Consider the following 23,349-nt stretch of genomic DNA (forward strand, 5'->3'; position numbering starts at 1 on the left):
ATATGTGGCGACCTCATACCCATCTTGGTGGTCTTTCACCAAACGAATATGAGGTCGCCGCTTAATGGGGTGTCAACTTTTACTAGACCAGAACATCACACCATTGACCAACACTTCGCGCGTTTCACCTTCCGGCAACACGATATCCAGCGTTTTCCAGGCAGGTTTGAAATCGCCGCGCTGCGTCAGCGTGATATTGATTCGCTGCTCGTCACTGCAAATATCCCAGTTGAGCCACAGCGCATGATTCTGCTCCCAGCGATGGCTTTCGCCGTCGTCCTCAAACAACATGCCGGAAGAGGTCGCCTGACCCGGAGCCGGATACACATGCAATTCACGCAGTGCATCTTTGCTGGCATCAACATGTGCGAGACGGCAGGATTGCGGCAGTGCAGCGCCCGCGCGAACCAGCAGCGGCAATCTGTCCAGTGGTGCGTCGAGGATGATGGTCTGGCCACCCGCAAACCATTCGCCGGTATAGAAATCGCACCAGCCAATGCCGTTATCCGGCAGGTAAACATTCCGTTCACGCAGCCCTTCATCCACCACGCTGGCGACAAGTAAATCACGTCCCATCAGGAAATCGTCGGTTTCCGCGAAGGTGTTTTTGTCGTGCTCGTGATCGAGGAATGTAGGGCGCAGCATCGGCTCGTCATCCGCATGAGCCTGCCAAAGCAAGGTGTAGAAATACGGCAGCAGACGGTATCGCAGACGAATAGCGTCGCGAATAAGCGGCGTCACCTGCGGATACATCCACGGCTCATTAACGGTGTGATCGTCATTCCAGGAATGAATGGTGAAACGCGGATGCATCACGCCGTTTTGCACCCAACGGACAAACAGTTCAGCATCCGGCTTATCCCCTGAGAATCCGCCAACATCGTGCCCGACGTTATACAAACCGGATAAACTCATGCCGATGCCCATGCGCGTGTTGTAGCGCAGAGTCTGCCAGTTAGTGCGGTTATCACCGCTCCACGTTTGCACATAACGCTGCATCCCGGCGCAACCGGAACGTGAAATCAGATACGGGCGGGTTTCCGGCGCAAAACGTTGCTGCGCTTCAAAAGACGCCCGCATCATCAGCAACGGCATCACCGGACGGATATGTTTGATGGCGATAGACTTGCCGAAACCGTGGCAACGCGCATCGCTGTCCCAGACTTCGTATTCGTTATTATCATTCCACGTCGAACCAATGCCTTTTTCCAGCAACTGTTGCGTTACGCCTTTCTGCCACCAGCGCACTGCAGAAGGATGGGTGAAATCGAGGTGCGACCCCTCGTCGTCCCAGAAAACAGAACGTTCCGGCACATTGTTTTCGCTGTCACGGATAAACAGCCCCTGTTCCGCCACCTGCCCGTACTGCGGGTGATCCTGCAACAGACACGGTTTGATGTTGGCGGCCAGACGGATACCTGCATCGAGAAATGCCTTCGACATCACTTCCGGTTCCGGCACTTTGTCGTAGTTCCAGTTGAACACGTAACGCTTGTTGCCGATCGAGGTGTAACCCGATGAAAGCTGGAAGGAATCGCAGGGAATTTCATGTTGCTGACATAGCGTGATGAATTTCATCAGTTGCTGCTGGGCGTCCGGCGCATCGGTGTAATACATGGTAGAGCCGCTGTAACCGAGACTCCATTTCGGCCCGAAAGTGGTTTTACCGGTCAGGCGGACCAGCTTTTTGGTGACTCCCAGTGACGTCGGCCCGATGAACAGGTAGTAATCCAGATCGCCCGCTTCAGCACTGAAACGACGATAGGGCAGATGGTAATTATCCAGTTCATTGCCGAGATCAAGCCAGACATTGCTGAGATTGTCGTAGAAAACGCCAAAACTCACTTCATTGCGGCGCGTCATTGTAAACGGAATATGTTTGTACAGCGGATCGGTGCTGGCGGCGTTATAGCCCATGGCATCCAGATTACGCATTTCGAAACGACGACCGCTGCGGTTCAGATCGCCGGCTTTCTCTCCCAGTCCGTACACGCCGTCCTGCGCCTCACGCAGCTGATAGTGCGCCGACGCGTCGTTTTTCACGCCGAGCATATACGCGCCGGTTTTACGATCTTTCACCAGCGGTTGCCAGGCACCCGCCTCGTTTTTGTATTCCCATTCCAGCCACAATGGCTGATGAACAGTGACACGTAGCGCGTCAGTGGTCACTGTCAGACGGTCATCACTTTGTTCCAGCTGATAGCCCGGCAATGAAAAGCCTTCGTTGCTCAGACGGTCACGCCCTTCCCAGGGCACATCGTTCAGGGGCGCGATACTATTTTCGGGTGCGGTACTATTTTCGGGTGCGGTACTATTTTGCGGCGCGATGCTCCAGGTACGATCCAGCGCCAGTTCGCCGTTGCGCTGAATGAATACGCGGACTAAACCTTGTTCCAGTACACGCAGAGAAAACAGATGTTTGCCATCAACGCGCAAATCCACGCCTGCGTCATCCTGCCCGGCAAGCTCCCAGTGTTTTAACGTCTTCATACACTCTCCCTTTTTGCCGGATTGCGGCGTTCAGCGATCAGGGCAATCAGGAAGACTGCGCCAATCAAATCAAAGAAACCCATCGCGATAAACAGCGGATTGAAACCCATTTTGTCGGCAACTGCGCCGATCAACAGTGAAAACAGGAAGCTGGCGATCCATGCGGAAGAACCGCGCATACCGTTGACCGTCGCTACCTGACTTTTATCGAATGTCTCCACCACGACCGCGCTTAACATGCAGGAAATCACCTGATGACCGAATCCGCCGATGGAGATCAGGGCAATGGCGGCGTACGGGCTTTGCGTGACGGCGACCAGCGCCAGCGACAGCATCATGAATGCGCCCGTGACAGAGCTGGCAACAATGGAGTTGATGCGTGTGCAGCCAAATACTTTGCGGTACAGCGTGGTGAGATAGCCGCTGGCAATACTGCCCAGATCGGCGGCCAGGAACGGCAGCCAGGCAAACATCACGATGTGTTTTAAGTCCATCCCGCGTTCGTTGGCGAGATACAGCGGCACCCAGAAACTGAATACAGCCCATGCGGGTTCGGCCAGAAATGCCGGAATGGCGATACCGTAAAATTTCTTGTTTTTACAAACGATTTTCAGTGATTTGATAAACGGCAGTCGCGTTTGTTGCGGTTCGTTATCGGAACGGATCAGCGCCAGTTCATCTTTGCTTAAGTTCGGATGCGTTTCCGGTGAATGGTAGAACTTCCACCACAACAGAACCCACAGCATTGACAGCACACCGCAGAACAGAAACGCTCCGCGCCAGCCAAACGACACATGTGCGACCAGAATAATCGGCGGTGCCAGCATGGCACCAATCGAGAAGCCTACGCCCGCCCAGCCTGCAGCAACCGGACGTTCCTTACGCGGAAACCAGTCAGAAATCGCTTTGGCGTTGGCCGGTGTGGCCGCCGCCTCGGCGCTGCCCATAAAGAAGCGCAGAACGGCAAGCTGGATCCAGCTGCCGGCACCCGCGTGCATCATGCAAACTACCGCCCAGATTGAGGCACAAATCAGAAAGCCCAGCTTCAGGCCGATCACGTCAATCAGCCAGCCGCATAAAGGCTGGAAGATGGTGTATGCCGCCTGAAATGCCGCAACGATGTAAGAATATTGTTCAGTGGTCATGTTCAGGCTGGTTTTCAGTTCAGCCGCCAGCAGACCCAGAGAATTTCGCGTGACATAGTTCACCGTCACGCCAAGGAGAAACAGCGCCAGCATCCACCAGCGTAAGGCTTTTATTTTCCTGCGTTGTACAACCGCAGCCGTCCCGGTATTTATTTGAATTGTCATGTCCGCTCTCCCACCCGTCGGCCTGGCCGCAGATGATGTGTTATGTGAGGTACTTCTGCAGAGTAGGCAGCTGGATTTGTGAGTGAAACGTGATTTTTTGCAAAAGCTTTCACGCTATAACTGCAGGAGGAAGTCAGGGAGGATAAAAGCTCACAGGCAGCACATCTTCTGATATGAAAAATTTTGCATGGACGATTTTGAAGGAGATCACAGTTTGAAAGGAAAGTTAAATATCCAGCAAATTGCCGACCAGACAGGGCTGTCGATCAGTACCGTTTCACGTGTTTTAGCCGGAAAAAATAACACCAGCAGCAAGGCGCGCGACAGCGTGCTTGAGTGTGCCAAATCTCAGGGCGTGCTCAATCGTCTTTCCACCGGCAGGCTGATGCTCAATAACATTTTGATTTTCGCCCCCGCCCGCGCTTTTGATGTACGCAGCGATATTTTTTACTACAAGGTGATCCAGGGCATTCTGGCTGCCACCGCCCATCATGAAGTGCGTGTCCGCTACTGCGCGCTGGAGGAGGAAAACGCCGACGCCGCGCTGTTCATCACCAAAATGACCGATCCTCAGACCGAAGCCATATTGCTGGTCGGTATAGACGACCCGCATATTCATCAGCTGGCGGCCGAAATGGGCAAGCCGTGCGTGCTGGTCAATTGCCATGACCGGCACATGCGCCATGACAGCGTCAGCCCGGACCATCAGACGATGGGCGATTTCGCCTGCGACTACCTGTTTTCTCAGGGGCATAACCACATCGTGACCGTACAATGCCTGCGTCGTCATACGATGGAACTGCGCCTGACCGGCATCAGACAGGCGTTCGCCCGCCATCATCTGACTTTCAGTGACAGCCAGCATTTGCTGAATACCTCAGGATTCGGCGCGCAGGAAAGCGAACAGACATTACTGGAATACCTCGATGGTTTACCGCCCGGCCAGCCGATGCCAACGGCGATCCTGGCCGGTGGGGATTTTATGGCTTCCGGCGTAGTCGCCGCGCTGGCAAAGCGAGGTTTCTCTGTACCCGACGATATCAGTGTGATCAGCACCGACGGATTCAATCTGGCAGAAATTCATGACGTACCGCTGACGGCGGTGCATGTGCCACGCGATGAACTGGGCGCTGAAGCTATTTCCCTGTTGCAACGACGGATGTTGAGACCCGATGCGCCCCATACCACCCAGCTTTTACAGGGAAAACTGGTGGTGCGCGAGTCAGTCAGAAAAGCCAGCGGACGCGCCGTGACCTGTCATCCGCACACGTTGTATGACCCGCAGCCGGACAGATAAATCTTATCTTTAACAGACGAATCGCCCGACAGTCCTATACTGACCATTGATGACTAATCATTAGCCGTCTTTCAGTATCAGTCGGTCAGAACACCTTGCCTTCACCTTCGGGTGACCCTTGATAAGGAGATTCACGATGAATCATAGTTCAGCGAAGCGTTACAACAGCGTTATCCCGCCATACATGCTCAACCGCATTATTGAGCACGGCTCAGAACCTCAGCGCCGTTGCGCGAAACAGACTCTGGTCCACGTCAATACGTTAATGGCGCAGCCTTATGCGAAACCGCAGAAGATTGTGACTGCCAAAGCGGGTCAGGTTGAGCGTGATATTTACGATGCCAAAAACACCACGCACCTGCCCGGTGAATCGGTTCGTAAAGAAGGTCAGGCCAGTAACGGCGATGTATCTGTTGATGAAGCCTATGACTATCTTGGTGTGACCTATGATTTCTTCTGGCAGGCGTACCAACGCAATTCGCTAGACGGCAAAGGGCTGGCGTTGCTAGGCACGGTTCACTACGACAAAGGGTATCAGAATGCTTTCTGGAACGGTCAGCAGATGGTGTTTGGTGACGGCGACGGGGAAATCTTCAACCGCTTCACTATCGCCATTGATGTGGTGGGACACGAACTTTCCCACGGTGTGACTGAATCTGAAGCCGGTCTGAACTATAACGGACAATCGGGAGCGCTCAATGAATCCCTGTCAGACGTGTTTGGCTCGCTGGTGAAGCAGTTCCATCTCAGGCAAATCGCCGATAAAGCGGACTGGATCATTGGTGAAGACTTGCTGGCAAAAGGCATTCATGGAACCGGCCTGCGTTCGATGTCCCACCCCGGTACGGCCTATGACGATCCGTTACTCGGCAAAGATCCGCAGCCTGCCGACATGAAAGGCTATGTGAATACCCGTGACGATAACGGCGGTGTACATATCAATTCGGGGATCCCTAACCGCGCATTTTATCTGGCGGCCACTAAACTGGGAGGTAACGCCTGGGAACGTGCGGGTTACGTCTGGTATGACACGGTCTGCGATAAATCCCTGTCGAAAGATGCTGACTTTGTCGCCTTCGCTCAACTCACTGTCAAAAACGCGGGCAAACGCTTTGACGATTCAGTCGCACAAGCCGTTCGTGAAGCCTGGGAGCAGGTTGGAGTGATGTAAATGAAACCTTTAGATTCGCTGGAAAGTAATACGGTAATTGAAATCTACCGTGAGGGAGGGGTTGCTTTTATCCCCAAACTCAGCGGACCGCGACGGGTTGAGCTTTCAGGTATGAGTGATGACAAACGGCGGGAAATTTGCCAGCTCATCAACAAAGCTCTGCCTTATGCTCAGGAAAAAGAAAACGCCGGTCGGGGTGACCAGCGTTATTTCCGTCTCGAGATTTATTACGCGTCGGCAGAGCATTCCGCCAGTCTGGTGGTGATTATTCCCGAAACCGAGACTCCCGAAGAACTGGTGGATTTATGGAAACAGGCTCCGCCCGACGATCACTCTTGCGAATAGGGTCAACAGGGTGAATAGGTAAACGTTACCCGTTTTTTAGAAATCATTCCGTGCCCGTTTTGGCAGAAATAATCCACCGCGCCGCAGGCTTTCAGTTCCTGCAACGGTTGCTGACAATCCGGGCATAATGCCGTTTGCTGATAATCGGTATGGCACGCATCACAATGAAAGTGACCGCTTACCCAGCTCATCGGCTGGCCGCAAACCGGACAGAGCGCATCCATCGTACTTCCCCTCTAAATGACGCCCAGCGTCCGCAGTAAATACAGACCCAGAGCCGTCGTGAAAAATGATCCCAGCGTCGTGACGGCAATAATATTGGCCGCCAGCGTAGCATTACCGCCCATCGCACGGGTCATGACATAGCTGCCCGCCGCAGTGGGTGTACAGGAAAAGAGAAATATAACGCCGAGCGCCGCATCGCGAAAGCCAAACAGCCATGCACCGAAAGTCATCAGCGCGGGAACAAATATCACGCGTGAGGCTGAAGACCAGGCCGCCACGTTTGAGCTGCGGAACATCGCTTTCCAGTCAAGGCTTGCCCCGGCACACAACATCGCCAGCGGCAGCGCCATACCTGAAATAAAATCACCGGTGCTGGCAATCGTCGCTGGCATCGGTAAATGGCTGTACTGAAACGCCAGCCCGAGCACCAGTCCGATAATCAGCGGATTAGTGACGATGCCATGCATGATGGGTTTAAGGCCGATACGTTTGCCCTGCCCGCCTTTCAGGCTGCGGGTCAGCGTAATCACGGACAGCACGTTGAAGAGGATCACTGTGACCGCCAGATACATCGACCCCAGCGCAATACCCTCGCTGCCAAACGCCAGCGACGCATAAGCCAGCCCGGCAATACCGGTATTCGCTCGAAATCCGCCCTGCACAAAAATGCCGCGCTCACGCGGGTCTTTTACCAACTTAATCGCCACCAGTTCCAGCAGCAAAAAAGTCACGACGGTACCAAGTCCGCCATAAATGACGAGCGGCAAGTTAGAACCCGAGGAATCATGCCCTTGTGCCACGCTGAAAAAAAGCAGGCAAGGTAAGGCGATATTGAATACCAGACGGCTGGCTTTCTCGTTAAAACTGTCATCCATCAGGCCAGTGCGGCGTAAAAACACGCCCAGCAGCAAGATCAATAAATTGGGAATCGTAACGCCAAATGCAAAACTCCAGGTCTGCCAGAACATCCAGCCAGCTCCTTGCGGGAAAATGAAGACAAAAAAATGGGGTACATTTTCATGCACCCCATTCGTTTAGGATTTGTTTTTCAGGTGCTGCATCAGACGTCGGCGCTTACGCTGCTGGTGAGGAGAAAGCGAGTTTTTCTTGCCTTCATACGGGTTCTCACCTTCTTTGAACTGGATGCGGATTGGCGTACCCATCACTTTCAGTGAACGGCGGAAATAGTTCATCAGATAGCGTTTGTAGGAATCAGCCAGATCTTTCACCTGGTTACCGTGGATAACCACGATTGGCGGGTTATAACCCCCGGCGTGAGCATATTTCAGCTTAACGCGACGACCGTTAACCAGTGGTGGCTGGTGATCGTCAGCGGCCATCTGCATGATACGGGTCAGTAAGGAAGTACTTACACGCGTGGTCGCACAGGTATAGGCTTCGTTCACGGATTCAAACAGGTTACCTACGCCGCTGCCGTGCAGGGCAGAGATGAAGTGAATACGCGCGAAATCGACGAAACCAAGGCGCAGTTCCAGCTGGTCTTTCACCTGCGCACGCGCTTCTTCGTTCATGCCGTCCCACTTGTTGACGACAATCACCAGTGAGCGCCCGCTATTGAGGATGAAACCTAACAGCGAGAGATCCTGATCGGAAATACCTTCGCGGGCATCGATGACCAGCATCACCACGTTGGCGTCTTCAATCGCCTGCAGGGTTTTGATTACCGAGAATTTCTCAACGGTTTCAGTCACTTTTCCGCGCTTACGCACACCGGCGGTATCAATCAGAACGTATTCACGCTCGTCACGCACCATCGGGATATAAATACTGTCACGGGTCGTGCCCGGCATGTCGTATACCACGACGCGCTCTTCGCCCAGAATACGGTTAGTCAGTGTGGACTTACCTACGTTCGGACGCCCCACGATAGCCAGTTTGATTGGCAGAGACTGCGGGTCGAAATCGTCTTCCACGTCTTCAGGGATTTCATCCCCGGTGCCTTCCTGCTCAGCCCAGTAAGCGGCATTCGCCTCTTCTTCGGTGAGTTCGACTTCTTCCGGCTTTTCGCCCACGAACGGGATCAGAACGTGTTCGATAAGCTGCGTGACGCCACGACCGTGGGATGCGGCGATGGCATAGACTTCGCCAAGGCCCAGCGAGTAGAAATCGCCGGTGGCGCTGTCCGGATCCAAACCATCAGTTTTGTTGGCGACCAGGAAAGTGGCTTTTTCACGGCTGCGCAGATGCTGGGCAATGCCCTGATCGGCAGGCATCAGACCCGCACGGGCATCGACCATGAACAGCACGATATCCGCTTCTTCGATAGCGAGCAGAGACTGCCCCGCCATGCGGGTTTCAACGCCGTCTTCGGTACCGTCGATACCGCCGGTATCCACGATGATGAATTCATTACCCTCAATTTCGGCACGACCATACTTGCGGTCACGCGTAAGCCCCGGGAAATCCGCAACCAACGCGTCACGCGTTTTGGTCAAGCGGTTAAATAAAGTGGATTTACCCACATTCGGGCGCCCTACAAGCGCAACGACAGGTATCATTTTGAAGCCTCAGTTTTTTTAATATGGTGCAAAACGCAAATAGCGGGCCTGCAGAATTTCAATACAAACCACTATAATTCAAATTGTTACAACGCAATCGGTTTAAACCGTTTACGCAGATTTCAGAATACGAAACGGCCCCTGAGCAATTCAGGAGCCGTTTTAAAGCCCGGGATCAACCGATCTCAGAGCCTGACGCAAGTCGCGATATTAACGGGTGAAGGAGTAAACTTCGCCACCTTTCGCCTGCACGACCAGCTTGTCACTGGCCACAATCGGTCCGCTCAGGAAGCCATCACTGTCGACTTTCTGCTGAGCCACAAAGCGACCGTCTGTGGTGTTAATCCAGTGCAGATAACCTTCGGAATCACCGACCACAATGTAACCATTATACAACACCGGGGCTGTCAGGTTACGGTGCAATAATTCACTCTGACGCCACACGCTGACACCGCCCTGGGTATCAAGCGCCATCACGCGGTCATCCTGGTCAACCATATAGATACGGCCGCCATCAACGATGATGTCGTTGACTGAACCCACATCACGCTTCCACATGATCTGACCAGAACGAAGATCCATCGCCACCAGGTTGCCGTTATAGGCCAGTGCATACACAATGCCATCAACGATAACCGGTGTGGTATCCACATCGCTCAGACGGTCAATTTCAGTTGTACCGGTAGTCTGAGAGATACGTTGTTGCCAGATCAACTGGCCTTCTTTCATCAGCACTGCGCTGACACGACCGTTGTCACCACCGACGATAGCCGCACCAAACGCCACGGCCGGAGCCGATTCGCCACGCAGGGAAAGTGTTGGCATATCGAGGTTAGCTGTCCACTGGATAGTACCATCGGACTCACTCAGCCCCTGCAACATACCGTTGCCGGTATGCACCAGCACCAGACCATCGCTGACGACAGGACGGGAAAGCGCCTCACCCGCGACTTTAGTCTGCCATGCCACGGTGCCGTCAGTGGTGTTCAATGCATACACCACGGCTTTCTCGCTGCCGACATACACATGGCTACCGGAGACCGTCAGGCCGCCAGAAAGTTGTGCTGAAATATTACGGGAGAGGAAGCCGGTCTTTTGAGACAGATTCACGCTCCATTTTTCTTTACCGCTGTCAGCATCGAGTGCTTTAACCACACCAAAACGATCAGCAGCATAAATAGTGCTGTCCTGCCAGGCCGGACGCAGGTGGGAGTAGAAATCGCCTACGCCGTCGCCTACGGATTTGCTCCAGACTTTGGTCGGAGTAAATTGATTCTCAACTTTTGGCAGCGGAGACATTTTTACCACGTCTTCTTCGCTGTTAAACAATGAACAGCCACTCAGCAGGGCAACTGAAACCCATCCTACCAAGAGTGTTTTACGCAATTGCATCGGGGTTCCCCTTAGCTGGCTAAGTTGTTCAATTTCATACGCAGCATAGTTTGCAGCGTTTGAGAGGGTTTAGAATCGAGTCCTTTGCTGTAGGCTTCACGTGCGCCTTTTGCATCGCCTTTCGCAAGCAGAACATCACCACGGATGCCTTGCTGCATAGCCGCCCAGCCTTCACCCTTCACGCCATCTAACGTTTTGAGTGCATCATCAAATTTGCCTTGCTGCATCTGGATACGAGCCAGACGTAAATTCACCAGCGAACGTAAATTGTCTTCTTTAGCCTGACCTTGCGCCTGGACTAACTGCTTTTCAGCATTCGCGAAATCTTTGGTCTCAACGAAATGATCAGCCAGTTGCAGGGCAGCAAACACCCCGTAATTATTGTCATTGCTCTGAGCAAACTTCTCGAGACTGGCCACGCCTTGCGCATTATTACCCGTCATCGACTGATTCGCTTTCTGGAAAGACGCAGAAGCTTCCGTCAGGGCTGTGTCCTGGTGACTCTGCCAGAAACGCCAGCCGCCCAGGGCTGCAATACCCAGAACAACGCCGATGGCCAGCGCTTTACCATTTTCGGCAAAGAAGCGACGTACAGCATCAACCTGTTCATTCTCAGTGGTATAGACTTCCACAGTGTCCTTCTCCTTAACCCAACATCGAAGCCAGACGCGCGGCGATTTCGCTCTGCGCCAGCGTTTCTTGCGTTCCACTTTGCAGGTCTTTTACTACAACCTGCTGATTAGCAACTTCATCTTCGCCTAATACCAGGGCAACGCGCGCACCCCATTTATCTGCACGGGCGAATTGCTTTTTGAAGTTACCACCACCGTAGTTAGTCATTACTTTCAGCTCAGGCAGCGCGTCACGCAATTTTTCAGCCAGTTGCATGGCCGCGCTTTGCGTTCCGGCACCGGAAGAAATCACGTAAGCGTCAACAGTTGCCGGTGCTTTGAAGTCCGGGTTTACGGCCTGAACCAGTAATACCAGACGCTCCAGTCCCATCGCAAAACCGACGGCCGGCGTTGCACGACCGCCCAGTTGTTCGACCAGACCGTCGTAACGACCACCGGCACAAACGGTACCTTGCGAGCCTAAGCTGTGAGTTACCCATTCGAACACGGTGCGGTTGTAATAATCCAGACCGCGCACAAGTCGCTGATTAACCGTATATGGGATACCAGACTGCTCTAAAAGTTCACACAGACCTGCAAAGTGTTCTCTTGATTCTTCATCAAGATAATCACCGAGTTCCGGTGCATCGTTTAATAACGCCTGAATGTCCGGATTTTTAGAGTCCAGAACGCGCAGCGGATTGCTGTACATGCGACGTTTGCAGTCTTCATCCAGCTTGTCTTTATGCTGTTCAAGGAAAGCCACCAGCGCGTCACGATAGTTGGCGCGTGCTTCCAATGAACCGATAGAGTTCAGTTCCAGTGCGACGTGTTCGGAAATCCCCAGCGCACGCCACCAGCGGGCTGTCAGCAGGATTAATTCTGCATCAACGTCCGGGCCTTGCAGACCAAAGACTTCCACACCCAGCTGATTAAACTGACGATAGCGGCCTTTTTGCGGGCGCTCGTAGCGGAACATCGGACCGATGTACCACAGACGCTGTTCCTGATTGTACAGCAGACCATGTTCAATACCGGCGCGCACGCAGCCCGCCGTACCTTCCGGACGCAGCGTCAGGCTTTCACCGTTGCGGTCTTCAAAGGTATACATTTCTTTTTCCACGACATCGGTCACTTCGCCGATAGCGCGTTTAAACAATGGGGTCTGCTCTACAATCGGCATACGGATTTCATTGTAGCCGTAGCTGCCAAGCACCTGTTTCAACGAACCTTCGATGCGTTGCCACAGTGCAGTGTCTTCTGGCAGGTAGTCGTTCATGCCGCGAATGGCCTGGATATTCTTTGCCACGTCAGTTCTCTATCGTTTTATAAAAAATGAACCCGATTATAGGGGCTTTATGGGCTGTGGTTCAACGCACAGACGCCATTACCCCATTCGGGTTCAATATAATTATGCAGGTCTATACCCGTCATTCTTCGAGTCGCAGATGCGTTGGCCGCCTTCACTTATCCGAATCACTTACCTGAGTAAGCTCATCGGGATTCGTTCGATTGCCGCCTTTGTGCATCACGAATTATTGGGTATAAGTATTATGACCCGCAACCGATGTTACTTTTCAAGATGATTGATAACGATACGTTTACTCTCATCCATCAGCGCTGCTTTGGCGCGAATTTTAGCTTCTAACTGGTCGATCATGTCGTTGTTGTCAAAGCGCTCTCTCTGACGAACACCGTCTTCGTAGAAACCGCTTTTGTTATGACCGCCGGTCACGCCCATAGTGGAAACCAGCGCTTCGCCCGGACCGTTAACCACACAGCCGATAATCGAAACGTCCATTGGCGTGATGATATCTTCCAGACGTTGCTCCAGCGCATTAACGGTGCCGATGACATCAAACTCCTGACGCGAACAGGTCGGGCAGGCAATAAAGTTGATACCACGGGAACGGATACGCAGGGATTTGAGGATATCAAAGCCGACCTTAACTTCTTCAATCGGATCAGCCGCCAGCGAAATACGCAGCGTGTCGCCGATGCCTTCAGACAGCAGCAACCCTAAGCCAATCGCCGATTTAACGGAACCTGCACGCAGGCCACCCGCTTCCGTAATCCCCAGATGCAATGGCTGAACAATCTGTTTGGCCAGCAAACGGTATGACTCAACGGCCAGGAATACGTCAGATGCTTTAACGCTGACTTTAAACTGGTCAAAGTTGAGACGGTCGAGAATATCGACATGACGCATCGCCGATTCCAGCAGCGCCTGCGGCGTGGGTTCGCCGTACTTTTCCTGGATGTCTTTTTCCAGAGAACCGCCGTTCACACCGATACGGATAGGAATATTTTTGTCGCGCGCGCAATCCACCACAGAGCGGATGCGGGATTCGTTACCAATGTTACCCGGGTTAATACGCAGGCAATCTACACCATATTCTGCAACCTGCAGGGCAATGCGGTAATCGAAATGAATATCAGCGACCAGCGGGACATTAACCTGCTGTTTGATAAGTTTGAATGCTTCTGCTGCATCCATCGTAGGCACAGAAACGCGAACAATATCGACACCCACGCGTTCCAGTGATTTGATCTGTGCGACAGTCGCCGCGACATCTGTGGTGCGGGTGTTGGTCATCGATTGCACTGCAATCGGTGCTCCGTCACCTACAGGCACCTTGCCGACATAAATCCGGGTTGATTTGCGACGGGTAATGGGTGACTGGTTATGCATTACTTCACTCTCCATCGTTGCAATCGTCTGACAAACTGCCGATTACTCGGCAGCTAAGGTCAGGCGCGCAACACGGCTTGATTTTACAAAACGACTTAAATCAACCGGTTTGCCCTGGAACTGGATATCTACTGCACCCGGCGCACCGATTTTCAGTTTATACGGCGCAGTGCCCTTCACGCTGAAGGTTTCACCGCCTTTCTTCATGCCGCTGAACAGGGTTTTGCCTGACGCGTCATCAATCTGGAACCAGCAGTCAGCTTTAAAGGTAAAAGTGACCGCTTGTGGATCCGCACCCGCTGCCGCAGCAGTTTGTGCATCGCCGGTTGGCAGACCGTTTTCAGCGGTGGCTGCTGGCTGGCTGGTAGAAACGGCAGCAGGTGCCTGTTCAGCTGGCGCAGTCGTCGTCGCTGGCGCACTGTTGGCGGTCACCGCCGGTGCTGTGTTCAACGGAATGCTGTTCTGTGCTTGCGGTGCATTTGCAGCAGTCGCTGGCTCAGAAGCCGTATCGTCTGTGGTCGGTGCAGAATTTGCGTTATCGCCCAGAGGAATGGTCTGCCCCTGGCCGTTATCCTGATTCAGCTGTGCCGATGACTGATCGGCCATGGTGGCGATTTCCTGCTGCTGCGCCTGATGATTTTGCCACCACCACGCACCCGTCAGGCCAATCACGACAAACACCACCAGCCAGGTAAAGCCCATCAGCCAGCCATCGCGTTTTTTGCGAGACTTACCGAGAGAGAACCCTTGCATTGACGCCACTTTAGGCACTTTGATCGGCGCTTGTTTACCGATCAGACCTAATAATTCTTCTTCAGGTACATGAACCAGCTTGGCATAAGAACGGAGATAACCACGCAGGAAAGTCGGCGCAAGATCGGCCGGCGTCGTTTCTTCTTCAATTTGGCGAATAGTCGAGACTTTCAGACACAGGCGTTCTGCAACGGCCTGATGACTAAGACCTAACTGTTCACGAGCCTGACGCAGACGTTCGCCTGTTGTCAGTTTTGCATTATTTTCTTGAGGGGCTTCAGTATTCATTGGCTAAGAACTGCTGGTACTGTTTAGATTGTGGATAACTACGCGCAAGTTGCTTACCGTAGCGTTGAACGCTATCCGGGTTGCCCGCTAACGCAGCGAATCGAATTTGCAACATGAGACTCTCAGCGGTGGCTGGCAGAACATGTTGATATACATCCAGTAAAAGTTTCGCCTGAGCGCGGTTCCCTTCCCCAAATTCTTTGGTTGCCTCAGTCAGCAAGGGTGCGCCTTTATCGGGATCAACTTTCAATGCCCGGCTCAGTAACACTCGCGCTTCCTCATTCTGATTGGCCTTCAGAAAACAGTAGCCTGCATTTTCCAGACTGTCAGCAACCTGACCGTAATCAGGCGCATTAGCTGCGGCGCTAAACTGCTGTTGTGCCGGTACATACTGCCCTAAACTACACAAAAACGCACCGTAATTATTTAACACCGTCCCATTTTGCGGCGCCAGCTTCAGCGCCTGCTGGTAGCGGCTTTCTGCGGCTTTCTGATTGCCGTTTTTTTGCTCGTAAAGCGCCATCCCCAGCTGCGTCCGATAATCCTGCGGCGCACCGTCAACGGCTTTCTGCAAATTCTGTTTTGCCGCGTCCATGTTCCCCTGATTCAGGTAAGCCATACCCAACTCCAGGCGCGTTTGTGCTGCGCCACTGGCCGGTTGCGACTCCTTGGGTGAACTGGAACAGCCTGCCAGCAAAGCCACCGACATGCCTGCAGCTATCAACATTTTCACACTGCCCTTCATTGTCATGCTTAATTCCCTTTACCCTGCCAGCGACAATAAAACAGCGGGCTTCGACGGAATACCGTGGCGAAGCCCATTGGAATCAGACGGCTTTTACGGAAATCTGTTGCTCGCCTGCCATTTTTTTCTTCAATGTACGTTTGGTACGGTCGATAACATCACCGGCCAGCTGACCACACGCGGCATCAATGTCATCGCCACGTGTTTTGCGCACGATAACTGTAAAGCCATAATCCATCAGCACTTTAGAGAAACGATCGATACGGCTGTTGGAGCTGCGGCCATACGGCGCGCCCGGGAACGGGTTCCATGGGATCAGGTTAATCTTGCATGGCGTGTTTTTCAGACGCTCTGCCAGTTCGTGCGCATGCTCGGTGCCATCATTGATGTGATCCAGCATAACGTACTCGATGGTGACGCGCCCCTGGTTGGCGTTAGATTTGCCAATATAGCGCTCAACCGCTGCCAGGAAGGTATCGATATTGTATTTGCGGTTAATCGGCACGATTTCGTCACGAATGGTGTCGTTCGGCGCGTGCAGGGAAATCGCCAGTGCGACGTCAATCATATCGCCCAGTTTATCCAGCGCAGGCACGACGCCTGATGTGGAAAGCGTTACGCGACGTTTTGACAGACCAAAACCGAAATCGTCGAGCATGATTTCCATCGCCGGAACCACGTTATTCAGGTTCAGCAGAGGTTCGCCCATGCCCATCATCACCACGTTGGTAATAGGACGCGTACCGGCCACTTTCGCGGCACCGATAATTTTTGCCGCACGCCACACCTGACCGATAATTTCGGACACGCGCAGGTTACGGTTAAAGCCCTGTTGCGCCGTGGAACAGAAAGTACATTCCAGCGCACAACCAACCTGAGAAGAAACACAAAGCGTCGCACGGTCGCCGTCCGGGATATACACGGTTTCGACCAGTTGTCCGCCTACCTGAATGGCCCATTTGATGGTGCCGTCAGTGGAACGTTGTTCTGAAGCGACTTCCGGTGCACGAATTTCGGCAACGCGGGCCAGCTTTTCACGCAGCACTTTGTTGATATCGGTCATTTGCTCGAAATCATCGCTGCAGTAGTGGTACATCCACTTCATGACCTGATCAGCACGGAACGGTTTTTCGCCCATGTTGATGAAGAACTCACGCATTTGTTTGCGGTTAAGGTCAAGAAGGTTAATTTTTGCGGCAGCAGGCGCGACAACGACAACGGCTTCTGCGGAAGCTTGGGTAGTCTCAGACAAGGTTTGCTCGGGCGTGTTGAATTCTGACATGAAAAAATGGCCTCGTTGTTACACGTTATGGCGTATTGGAAGTGCAGAGCCGGATGTATCTTTTGCATATATCTTTTACATATAGTGCAATCAGTACAAACAGATGGCCTGCAAATAAATTGCGCCCCGAAGAGGCTGGCTCATTCGGGGCGCAACATTGTACAAATTTTAGGGCACGGTTGCCATGTTTGGTAGGCGCCTGTTACAAAATTCTTACGAATTTGCGGCACATCTTCCAGCAAAGCTCACCCAAAAATCTTAACGCGGGCAGATTTCGCTTTCGGTGAAGAAATAAGCGATTTCGCGTTGTGCAGATTCTACAGCGTCAGAACCGTGAACCGCATTAGCAGTGAAGCTGTCAGCGAAGTCTGCACGCAGGGTGCCTGCCAGAGCGTTGTCCGGGTTAGTTGCGCCCATGATGTCACGGTTACGCTGAACTGCGTTTTCGCCTTCCAGAACCTGAACCATGATCGGGCCAGAAGTCATGAACTCAACCAGACCGTCGAAGAAAGGACGGCCTTTGTGTTCTGCGTAGAAGCCTTCAGCTTGTTCTTTAGTCAGTTTCAGCATTTTAGACGCGATGATAGTGAAACCTGCGCGTTCGAAACGTGCGTAGATAGCACCGATGTCGTTGTTAGCTACGGAGTTTGGCTTGATGATGGAGAAAGTACGTTCGATAGTCATGAAAAAACCTCTGTCTGACTTTTATAGGTAGGGCCGGTTAATTTAATGTTATACCTGCCGTAAAATGGCGGTGATTATAGGGAGCGAAGTTAAGATTGCCTACCCGAATCACAACATTTAATTAAAAAAATGTGTGATTGATTCACTATCAAACCTAAACCGCCTATTTCCCTTAAACAAAACAAGGGCAAAACGGCGTTCTGCCCTGCTTTATCCCCTGATTCTATGCCTGACCGGACGACGGAATAATGTTCCGTAACCAGCTTCCCCACTTGCGCTGGTAGAACGGCTGCGTGTGGCTGATCAGATAATGGCTGATACCGCGCTCCTTTTCGGAAACGATACAGAAATCCACCGGACGATCATCGGGTGACGTTTCGCTCGCCACATTCCCCGCCTCGCGGATCAGCGCATCGATTTCCTGCTCATCACCGTCAGCCTCAACACCAATTAACAGGTTCGGCTGATCGTCCACGGCTTTATCATGGATCAGTGCCATAAAGGCGCGGCGCACCGGCTTTTTCTGCGTGAACAGTGTGGTCAGCGCGTCGATCATAGCGGAAGGATATTCCTCCGGCTGACCAATCAGCAGCTGGCTTTCTTTATCCAGCACCAGCTCCGACGGCGCATTCAGCCCGCCATTGCTCAGCAACAGCGTGACTTCATTTGGGGTGAATTCTTTGCCGTATTCCGACTTGGGATTCAGAAACAATTCTTCCCCTTGTGTCATTTCAAACAACACACGGGCAGGCAGCGCGACAAACGCCTGTTCATCCGGGCTTTCACCGGCACTGGCTTTTTCCAGGACATCAACCGAAGAAAAGAAAGGAATGATCGAACTGCCATCCTGCTTTTCCCAGTGCAAAATATTCAGTTCACTGCCTGCGGTGATCGCCACACTGCCCTGCTTTTCAGCGTCATCCTGCCCTGCATCACCCAGCACAAAAACGGTGGATTCCAGCAAAGTTTGATAAAACGCCGGACGCCATGCCGGTGCGGTGACAGACAGGCGAAGCAGACGCTCCAGCTCGTTTTCACCGTCGGTAGCCGCCGCGCCAGCAGGAAGATGATCGTGTGGGACACTCATGATTCTTGACTCCGGTAGTAGTATAAAACGGGGCGCCGTTAAGCGCCCCGTTGTGCATCATGTATGCATTGCTTTCTGAAACTTACTTCGCTTTAGCTAACAACAGGTTAGCCACGGTACGCACACCCAGACCGGTTGCACCGGCAGACCACTGATCCGCTGCGCTTTTGCGATAAGTCGCAGAACAGTCGATGTGCAGCCAGCCTTTCTTATATTCAGTGACGAAATGAGACAGGAACGCCGCCGCCGTGCTCGCGCCCGCAGTGTGTGCAGGACCGGCAATGTTGTTCAGCTCTGCAAAGTTAGACGGCAGATGTGAACGGTGGAACTCTTCCAGCGGCAGGCGCCAGAACGGTTCGTGTTCAGCTTTCGCGCTTTCCAGCAGTTCACCTGCCAGTGCATCGTCAAAGCTGAACAGCGCGTGATAATCGTTGCCCAGTGCCGTTTTTGCCGCACCCGTCAGCGTTGCCGCATCAATGATCAGTTCAGGATTTTGCGCAGACGCGTCGATCAGGCCATCGGCCAGCACCAGACGGCCTTCGGCATCGGTGTTCATCACTTCTACGGTTTTGCCGTTACGGTAACGGATGATATCGCCGAGTTTCAGCGCGTTGCCGCTGACCATGTTATCCGCGCAGCACAGGTAGAGTTTTACGCGCTTGTTCAGGCCGTTAGCCGCCGCCAGCGCCAGTGCGCCAGTCAGGGTGGCTGCGCCGCCCATATCGGCTTTCATGGAATCCATGGAAGCGCTTGGTTTCAGGCTGTAACCACCGGTATCGAAGGTGATACCTTTGCCGACCAGACAGGCATAAACCGGGGCATCCGCGTCGCCGCTCGGGTTGTAATCCAGTGCCAGCAGGACCGGCGGACGGTCAGAACCACGACCGACGGTGTGGATCCCCATATAACTTTGCTGACGCAGATCGTCGCCTTTGGTGATGCGGTAGCTGACTTTTTCGTTGCCAAATTCACACATCAGATCAACGGCGCGGGTCGCCAGTTGTTCAGGAGACAAATCTTCTGCCGGGGTATTGATGGTGTTACGCACCCAGTCGATAATTTTCAGACGTTGTTTCAGCGTGTTCGCGTCATCTTCAGACAGTTCAGCCCATTCAACATTGCGTGTGCCTTTCGGACCACGGAAGCCCTGCCAGAATGCCCAGCTGTTTTCGAGATCCCAGCCTTCACCCGCCAGTTTGACGTTTTTAACGCCCTGACCGTCGATGCGGCGGGCAGCGCGGGAAATAGCCGTCAGCGCCTCGCCGTCTTTCAGGTGAATGGTCATACCGGCGGAATCCGTGCTCAGTGTTGCCTTTTCGCCCCAGCGTGCATCAGCTGGCTCAGAGGAAAGGAAGACGGACATCGCTTCATTGGTCGTTACTTCGGAACTCATAACAGGACTCCTGATTGTTTTTATCTTCAATGAATATTCATTATCAATGACAGGCAAATCACCCGTTCAGCGGGTGGCACTTCATTTCGTATAAACAGGGGGCAACTCACGCAGGCGGCGGACTGATTTCACCACCAGCGCAATCGCATAATCAATTTCTTCTTCCGTTGTCCAGCGCCCGAGGGAAAAACGGATTGAGCCATGTGCCAGCTCTTCGCTTAATCCTATGGCTCGCAAAACGTAGGAAGGTTCAAGGCTGGCAGACGTACAGGCAGAACCGGACGACACCGCCAAATCTTTCAGCGCCATAATCAGGGATTCACCTTCAACATCGGCAAAACTGACGTTAAGAATGTTTGGCGCGGCATGTTTCGGCGTACCGTTGAGAAACACCTGATCAAGCTGCTGAATGCCTTTCCACAACCGATCGCGCAATGCGCTCAGACGCGCTACTTCCGTGGTCATTTCCTCTTTGGCGATACGATACGCTTCGCCCATACCGACAATCTGATGCACCGGCAAGGTACCTGAACGCATACCGCGCTCATGACCGCCGCCGTGGATTTGCGCGTCTATCCGCACTTTCGGTTTACGGCTGACATACAGCGCGCCAATCCCTTTCGGGCCATAAATCTTATGCGCGGAAAATGACATCAGATCCACTTTCAGCTCACTGACATCAATCGCAATCTTGCCCACGCTCTGGGTTGCATCCACATGGAAAAGAATGCCACGACTGCGGCACAGCTCACCGCTTGTCGCAATATCCTGCACCACGCCGATTTCATTATTTACCTGCATGATGGATACCAAAATGGTGTCCGGGCGCAGTGCCGCTTCAATCATAGCTGGAGGGATAAAACCGTCAGCCTGAGGCGCTAAATAGGTGACGTCGAAGCCTTCGGTTTCCAGCTGAGCACAGGTGTCCAGCACCGCTTTGTGCTCCGTCTGGCTGGTGATGATGTGTCTGCCTTTCTCACGCTGCGCGTGGGCGGCACCTTTAATCGCCAGATTGTCCGATTCTGTCGCGCCAGAGGTGAAGACAATTTCACGCGGGTCGGCATTAATCAGCTCGGCAATCTGGTTGCGCGCCACATCCACCGCCTCTTCGGCCTGCCAGCCAAAACGGTGAGAACGGGAGGCCGGATTACCGAAAGTACCGTCGAGTGTTAAACACTGCATCATCATTTTCGCCACACGCGGATCAACCGGCGTGGTAGCAGAATAATCGAGATAAATAGGTAATTTCATGGCAGGTAAGCTCCGGACTGCGCGTTCGGCTTCGAACGAAAGAATTAAAAAAACGACAACCAGTTTAAAACGGGTTCACAGATTCTTAAAAGGGAAATGACACTTTGCGGGCACTAATCGGTAAGAATTGACGCCTGAAAAGCAAAAGCCCGCGGGAATCTGCATTTCCGCGGGCTTTTAGAACATAAATATACGGTGTAATCCCTAAATCATTAGAGTTGTATCAAGGCGGCAACTGAGTGAATCCCTGGAGCATACACAAGTATGTGACCGGGGTTCGCGAAGGCAGCCAACGCAGAGACAGCTCGAAAGATGACGGGGTATCAGGCGCGTAAATTTACATTAATCGTTTCGATTTGTCGGCCATTCGGCTGACGACGGATTTCACCGTTCTGACGGTCGGCCACTTCCAGGATTTCCTGGTTGTTGACCAGTTCTGCCAGTGTAATGTTGTTCAGGAAGCCGCTGATGCGCTCGCTAAGATCACGCCACAACGTGTGAGTCAGGCAACGTTCGCCATTCTGGCAGCCTTCTTTACCCTGGCAACGGGTCGCATCGACAGATTCGTCAACGGCTGTGATCACAGCACCTACCGCGATATCGCCAGAATCTTTGCCTAACAGATAACCACCGCCCGGACCGCGAACACTGGCAACCAGACCATTTTTGCGTAAGCGCGAGAAAAGCTGCTCCAGGTAAGAAAGGGAAATACCCTGACGCTCAGAAATGTCAGCCAGTGGTACTGGTCCTTCCTGTGAATGCAGTGCAACGTCGAGCATAGCGGTCACGGCATAACGGCCTTTGGATGTCAGTCTCATAGCATGGTTACCTGTTTAAAATGACTTAAAAATTCAATAGTGCGGAACATGCAAACGAGTCTGCCATTCCCGAGTAAAACAGTCAACTATTTAACCTACTGTTTTACTCAAGTATTACAAACCCGGCCATTACGCACTAATTTTGTCATTCACGAACAACGCATAACCTTTTGATTAAAAAACTGAATACTGTTTTTATAATCAAATCCCTTTGCTTATTCTTTGTTGCTATTTGTCTTTTCAATCGACGTCAGGATACCGCGCAGGATGTTTAATTCCTGAGATTCAGGTCGCGCACGGGTAAACAGACGGCGTAATTTGCTCATCACCTGCCCCGGATGTGCCTGACGAATAAAGCCGGTTTCCAGCAAGGTTTTTTCCAGATGCTGATAGAAACGTTCGAGATCGTCGACCAGCGGATACGGCGTTTCTTCGTATTCGATTTGCGGTTTTTCCGCTTCCAGCAACGCCAGATGCGCAACGCGCACTTCATAGGCAATAATCTGCACGGCCATCGCCAGATTCAGCGAGCTGTATTCAGGGTTCGCCGGAATACACACGTGGTAGTTACATTTTTGCAGTTCTTCGTTAGTCAGCCCGACGCGTTCGCGACCAAACACCAGCGCAACCGGCGCGGTTTGTGCCGCTTTCGCACTGTGCTCACCACATTCACGCGGCTCAAGCATCGGCCACGGCAGTGTGCGGGAACGCGCACTGGTGCCGATCACCAGACTACAACCGGCCAGCGCTTCGTCGAGGGTATCAACAATTGTCGCATTACCGATGACATCACTGGCACCGGCCGACAAAGAGATAGCCTGAGAGTCAGGTTTTACCAGCGGATTCACCAGATAAAGACTTGATAAACCCATGGTTTTCATGGCACGGGCGGTAGAGCCCATATTGCCAGTGTGAGACGTTTCTACTAATACAATGCGGATATTGGGCAGCATAGGAACTCTTAGCCAGACGGAAAATCACAACAGCCTAACACAA

21 protein-coding genes are annotated in these 23,349 nt (G+C 52.7%); 3 read left to right on the plus strand and 18 right to left on the minus strand.

Annotation, left to right across the window (positions count from 1 at the left end; genetic code table 11):
* Positions 1-72: 72 nt before the first annotated feature.
* Together EC840_RS20090 and EC840_RS20095 are read right to left on the minus strand one after the other, a co-directional pair.
* Positions 73-2,490: a glycoside hydrolase family 31 protein gene (locus tag EC840_RS20090; RefSeq protein WP_132966758.1), complete on the minus strand. Its 2,418-nt coding sequence runs from the start codon at positions 2,488-2,490 to the stop codon at positions 73-75.
* On the minus strand, positions 2,487-3,800 hold the full coding sequence (locus tag EC840_RS20095) for an MFS transporter (RefSeq protein WP_113875986.1): 1,314 nt from the start codon (positions 3,798-3,800) through the stop codon (positions 2,487-2,489). Before EC840_RS20095 ends, EC840_RS20090 begins: the two co-directional genes overlap by 4 nt.
* A 214-nt stretch (positions 3,801-4,014) precedes the next feature.
* Here EC840_RS20095 and EC840_RS20100 point away from each other — a divergent pair, with 214 nt between their 5' ends.
* From EC840_RS20100 to EC840_RS20110, 3 genes are all read left to right on the plus strand, one after another.
* Positions 4,015-5,097: a LacI family DNA-binding transcriptional regulator gene (locus EC840_RS20100; protein ID WP_132966760.1), complete on the plus strand. Its 1,083-nt coding sequence runs from the start codon at positions 4,015-4,017 to the stop codon at positions 5,095-5,097.
* Between the two features lie 136 nt (positions 5,098-5,233).
* The gene (locus EC840_RS20105; protein ID WP_132966762.1) at positions 5,234-6,268 is read left to right on the plus strand and encodes a M4 family metallopeptidase; all 1,035 of its coding nucleotides are present in this window, start codon (positions 5,234-5,236) and stop codon (positions 6,266-6,268) included.
* On the plus strand, positions 6,269-6,613 hold the full coding sequence (locus EC840_RS20110) for a protealysin inhibitor emfourin (protein ID WP_113875984.1): 345 nt from the start codon (positions 6,269-6,271) through the stop codon (positions 6,611-6,613).
* 2 nt (positions 6,614-6,615) lie between these two features.
* On the opposite strand, the gene EC840_RS20115 is transcribed toward EC840_RS20110, so the two are convergent.
* The 16 genes from EC840_RS20115 to trmJ all read right to left on the minus strand — a co-directional run bounded on the left by EC840_RS20115 (position 6,616) and on the right by trmJ (position 23,306).
* Entirely contained in the window at positions 6,616-6,837 is a 222-nt protein-coding gene (locus tag EC840_RS20115) for a zinc ribbon domain-containing protein (protein WP_112288922.1), read from the minus strand.
* 12 nt (positions 6,838-6,849) lie between these two features.
* Entirely contained in the window at positions 6,850-7,806 is a 957-nt protein-coding gene (locus EC840_RS20120) for an AEC family transporter (RefSeq protein ID WP_132966763.1), read from the minus strand.
* A 66-nt stretch (positions 7,807-7,872) separates the two neighbouring features.
* Positions 7,873-9,357, minus strand: coding sequence for a ribosome biogenesis GTPase Der (gene der, locus EC840_RS20125; RefSeq protein WP_113875981.1), 1,485 nt, complete (start codon positions 9,355-9,357; stop codon positions 7,873-7,875).
* 210 nt (positions 9,358-9,567) lie between these two features.
* Positions 9,568-10,749, minus strand: a complete 1,182-nt coding sequence (gene bamB / locus EC840_RS20130; protein WP_113875980.1) for an outer membrane protein assembly factor BamB — start codon at positions 10,747-10,749, stop codon at positions 9,568-9,570.
* Positions 10,750-10,760: 11 nt separating this feature from the next.
* Positions 10,761-11,381 (minus strand): YfgM family protein, encoded by a 621-nt coding sequence (locus EC840_RS20135; RefSeq protein WP_112288926.1) that lies wholly within the window; start codon positions 11,379-11,381, stop codon positions 10,761-10,763.
* A 13-nt stretch (positions 11,382-11,394) separates the two neighbouring features.
* Positions 11,395-12,669 (minus strand): histidine--tRNA ligase, encoded by a 1,275-nt coding sequence (hisS, locus tag EC840_RS20140; RefSeq protein WP_113875978.1) that lies wholly within the window; start codon positions 12,667-12,669, stop codon positions 11,395-11,397.
* A 261-nt stretch (positions 12,670-12,930) separates the two neighbouring features.
* Positions 12,931-14,052 (minus strand): flavodoxin-dependent (E)-4-hydroxy-3-methylbut-2-enyl-diphosphate synthase, encoded by a 1,122-nt coding sequence (ispG, locus tag EC840_RS20145; RefSeq protein ID WP_112288928.1) that lies wholly within the window; start codon positions 14,050-14,052, stop codon positions 12,931-12,933.
* 42 nt (positions 14,053-14,094) lie between these two features.
* Entirely contained in the window at positions 14,095-15,093 is a 999-nt protein-coding gene (gene rodZ, locus EC840_RS20150; RefSeq protein WP_132966765.1) for a cytoskeleton protein RodZ, read from the minus strand.
* Positions 15,083-15,820 carry a type IV pilus biogenesis/stability protein PilW gene (gene pilW / locus EC840_RS20155; protein ID WP_181955543.1) on the minus strand — a complete coding sequence of 246 codons (738 nt, stop codon included), beginning with the start codon at positions 15,818-15,820 and terminating at the stop codon, positions 15,083-15,085. Before pilW ends, rodZ begins: the two co-directional genes overlap by 11 nt.
* 100 nt (positions 15,821-15,920) lie before the next feature.
* Positions 15,921-17,120 (minus strand): bifunctional tRNA (adenosine(37)-C2)-methyltransferase TrmG/ribosomal RNA large subunit methyltransferase RlmN, encoded by a 1,200-nt coding sequence (locus EC840_RS20160; protein WP_243701102.1) that lies wholly within the window; start codon positions 17,118-17,120, stop codon positions 15,921-15,923.
* A 258-nt stretch (positions 17,121-17,378) separates the two neighbouring features.
* Positions 17,379-17,804 (minus strand): nucleoside-diphosphate kinase, encoded by a 426-nt coding sequence (gene ndk, locus EC840_RS20165; protein WP_013574367.1) that lies wholly within the window; start codon positions 17,802-17,804, stop codon positions 17,379-17,381.
* A 223-nt stretch (positions 17,805-18,027) separates the two neighbouring features.
* Entirely contained in the window at positions 18,028-18,891 is an 864-nt protein-coding gene (gene sseB, locus EC840_RS20170) for an enhanced serine sensitivity protein SseB (protein ID WP_113875976.1), read from the minus strand.
* A gap of 82 nt (positions 18,892-18,973) precedes the next feature.
* On the minus strand, positions 18,974-20,284 hold the full coding sequence (pepB, locus tag EC840_RS20175; RefSeq protein ID WP_165353151.1) for an aminopeptidase PepB: 1,311 nt from the start codon (positions 20,282-20,284) through the stop codon (positions 18,974-18,976).
* Between the two features lie 81 nt (positions 20,285-20,365).
* The gene (locus EC840_RS20180; protein ID WP_132966767.1) at positions 20,366-21,535 is read right to left on the minus strand and encodes an IscS subfamily cysteine desulfurase; all 1,170 of its coding nucleotides are present in this window, start codon (positions 21,533-21,535) and stop codon (positions 20,366-20,368) included.
* Positions 21,536-21,858: 323 nt separating this feature from the next.
* A complete protein-coding gene (gene iscR / locus EC840_RS20185) occupies positions 21,859-22,353 on the minus strand; it encodes a Fe-S cluster assembly transcriptional regulator IscR (RefSeq protein ID WP_113875975.1) in 495 nt (164 codons plus the stop codon).
* 215 nt (positions 22,354-22,568) lie between these two features.
* Positions 22,569-23,306: a tRNA (cytosine(32)/uridine(32)-2'-O)-methyltransferase TrmJ gene (trmJ, locus tag EC840_RS20190; protein WP_113875974.1), complete on the minus strand. Its 738-nt coding sequence runs from the start codon at positions 23,304-23,306 to the stop codon at positions 22,569-22,571.
* Positions 23,307-23,349: the final 43 nt, after the last annotated feature.

Origin of the sequence: Rahnella sp. JUb53, from assembly GCF_004346065.1 — a bacterium.
In the GTDB taxonomy this organism is placed as follows: Bacteria; Pseudomonadota; Gammaproteobacteria; order Enterobacterales; family Enterobacteriaceae; genus Rahnella; species Rahnella variigena.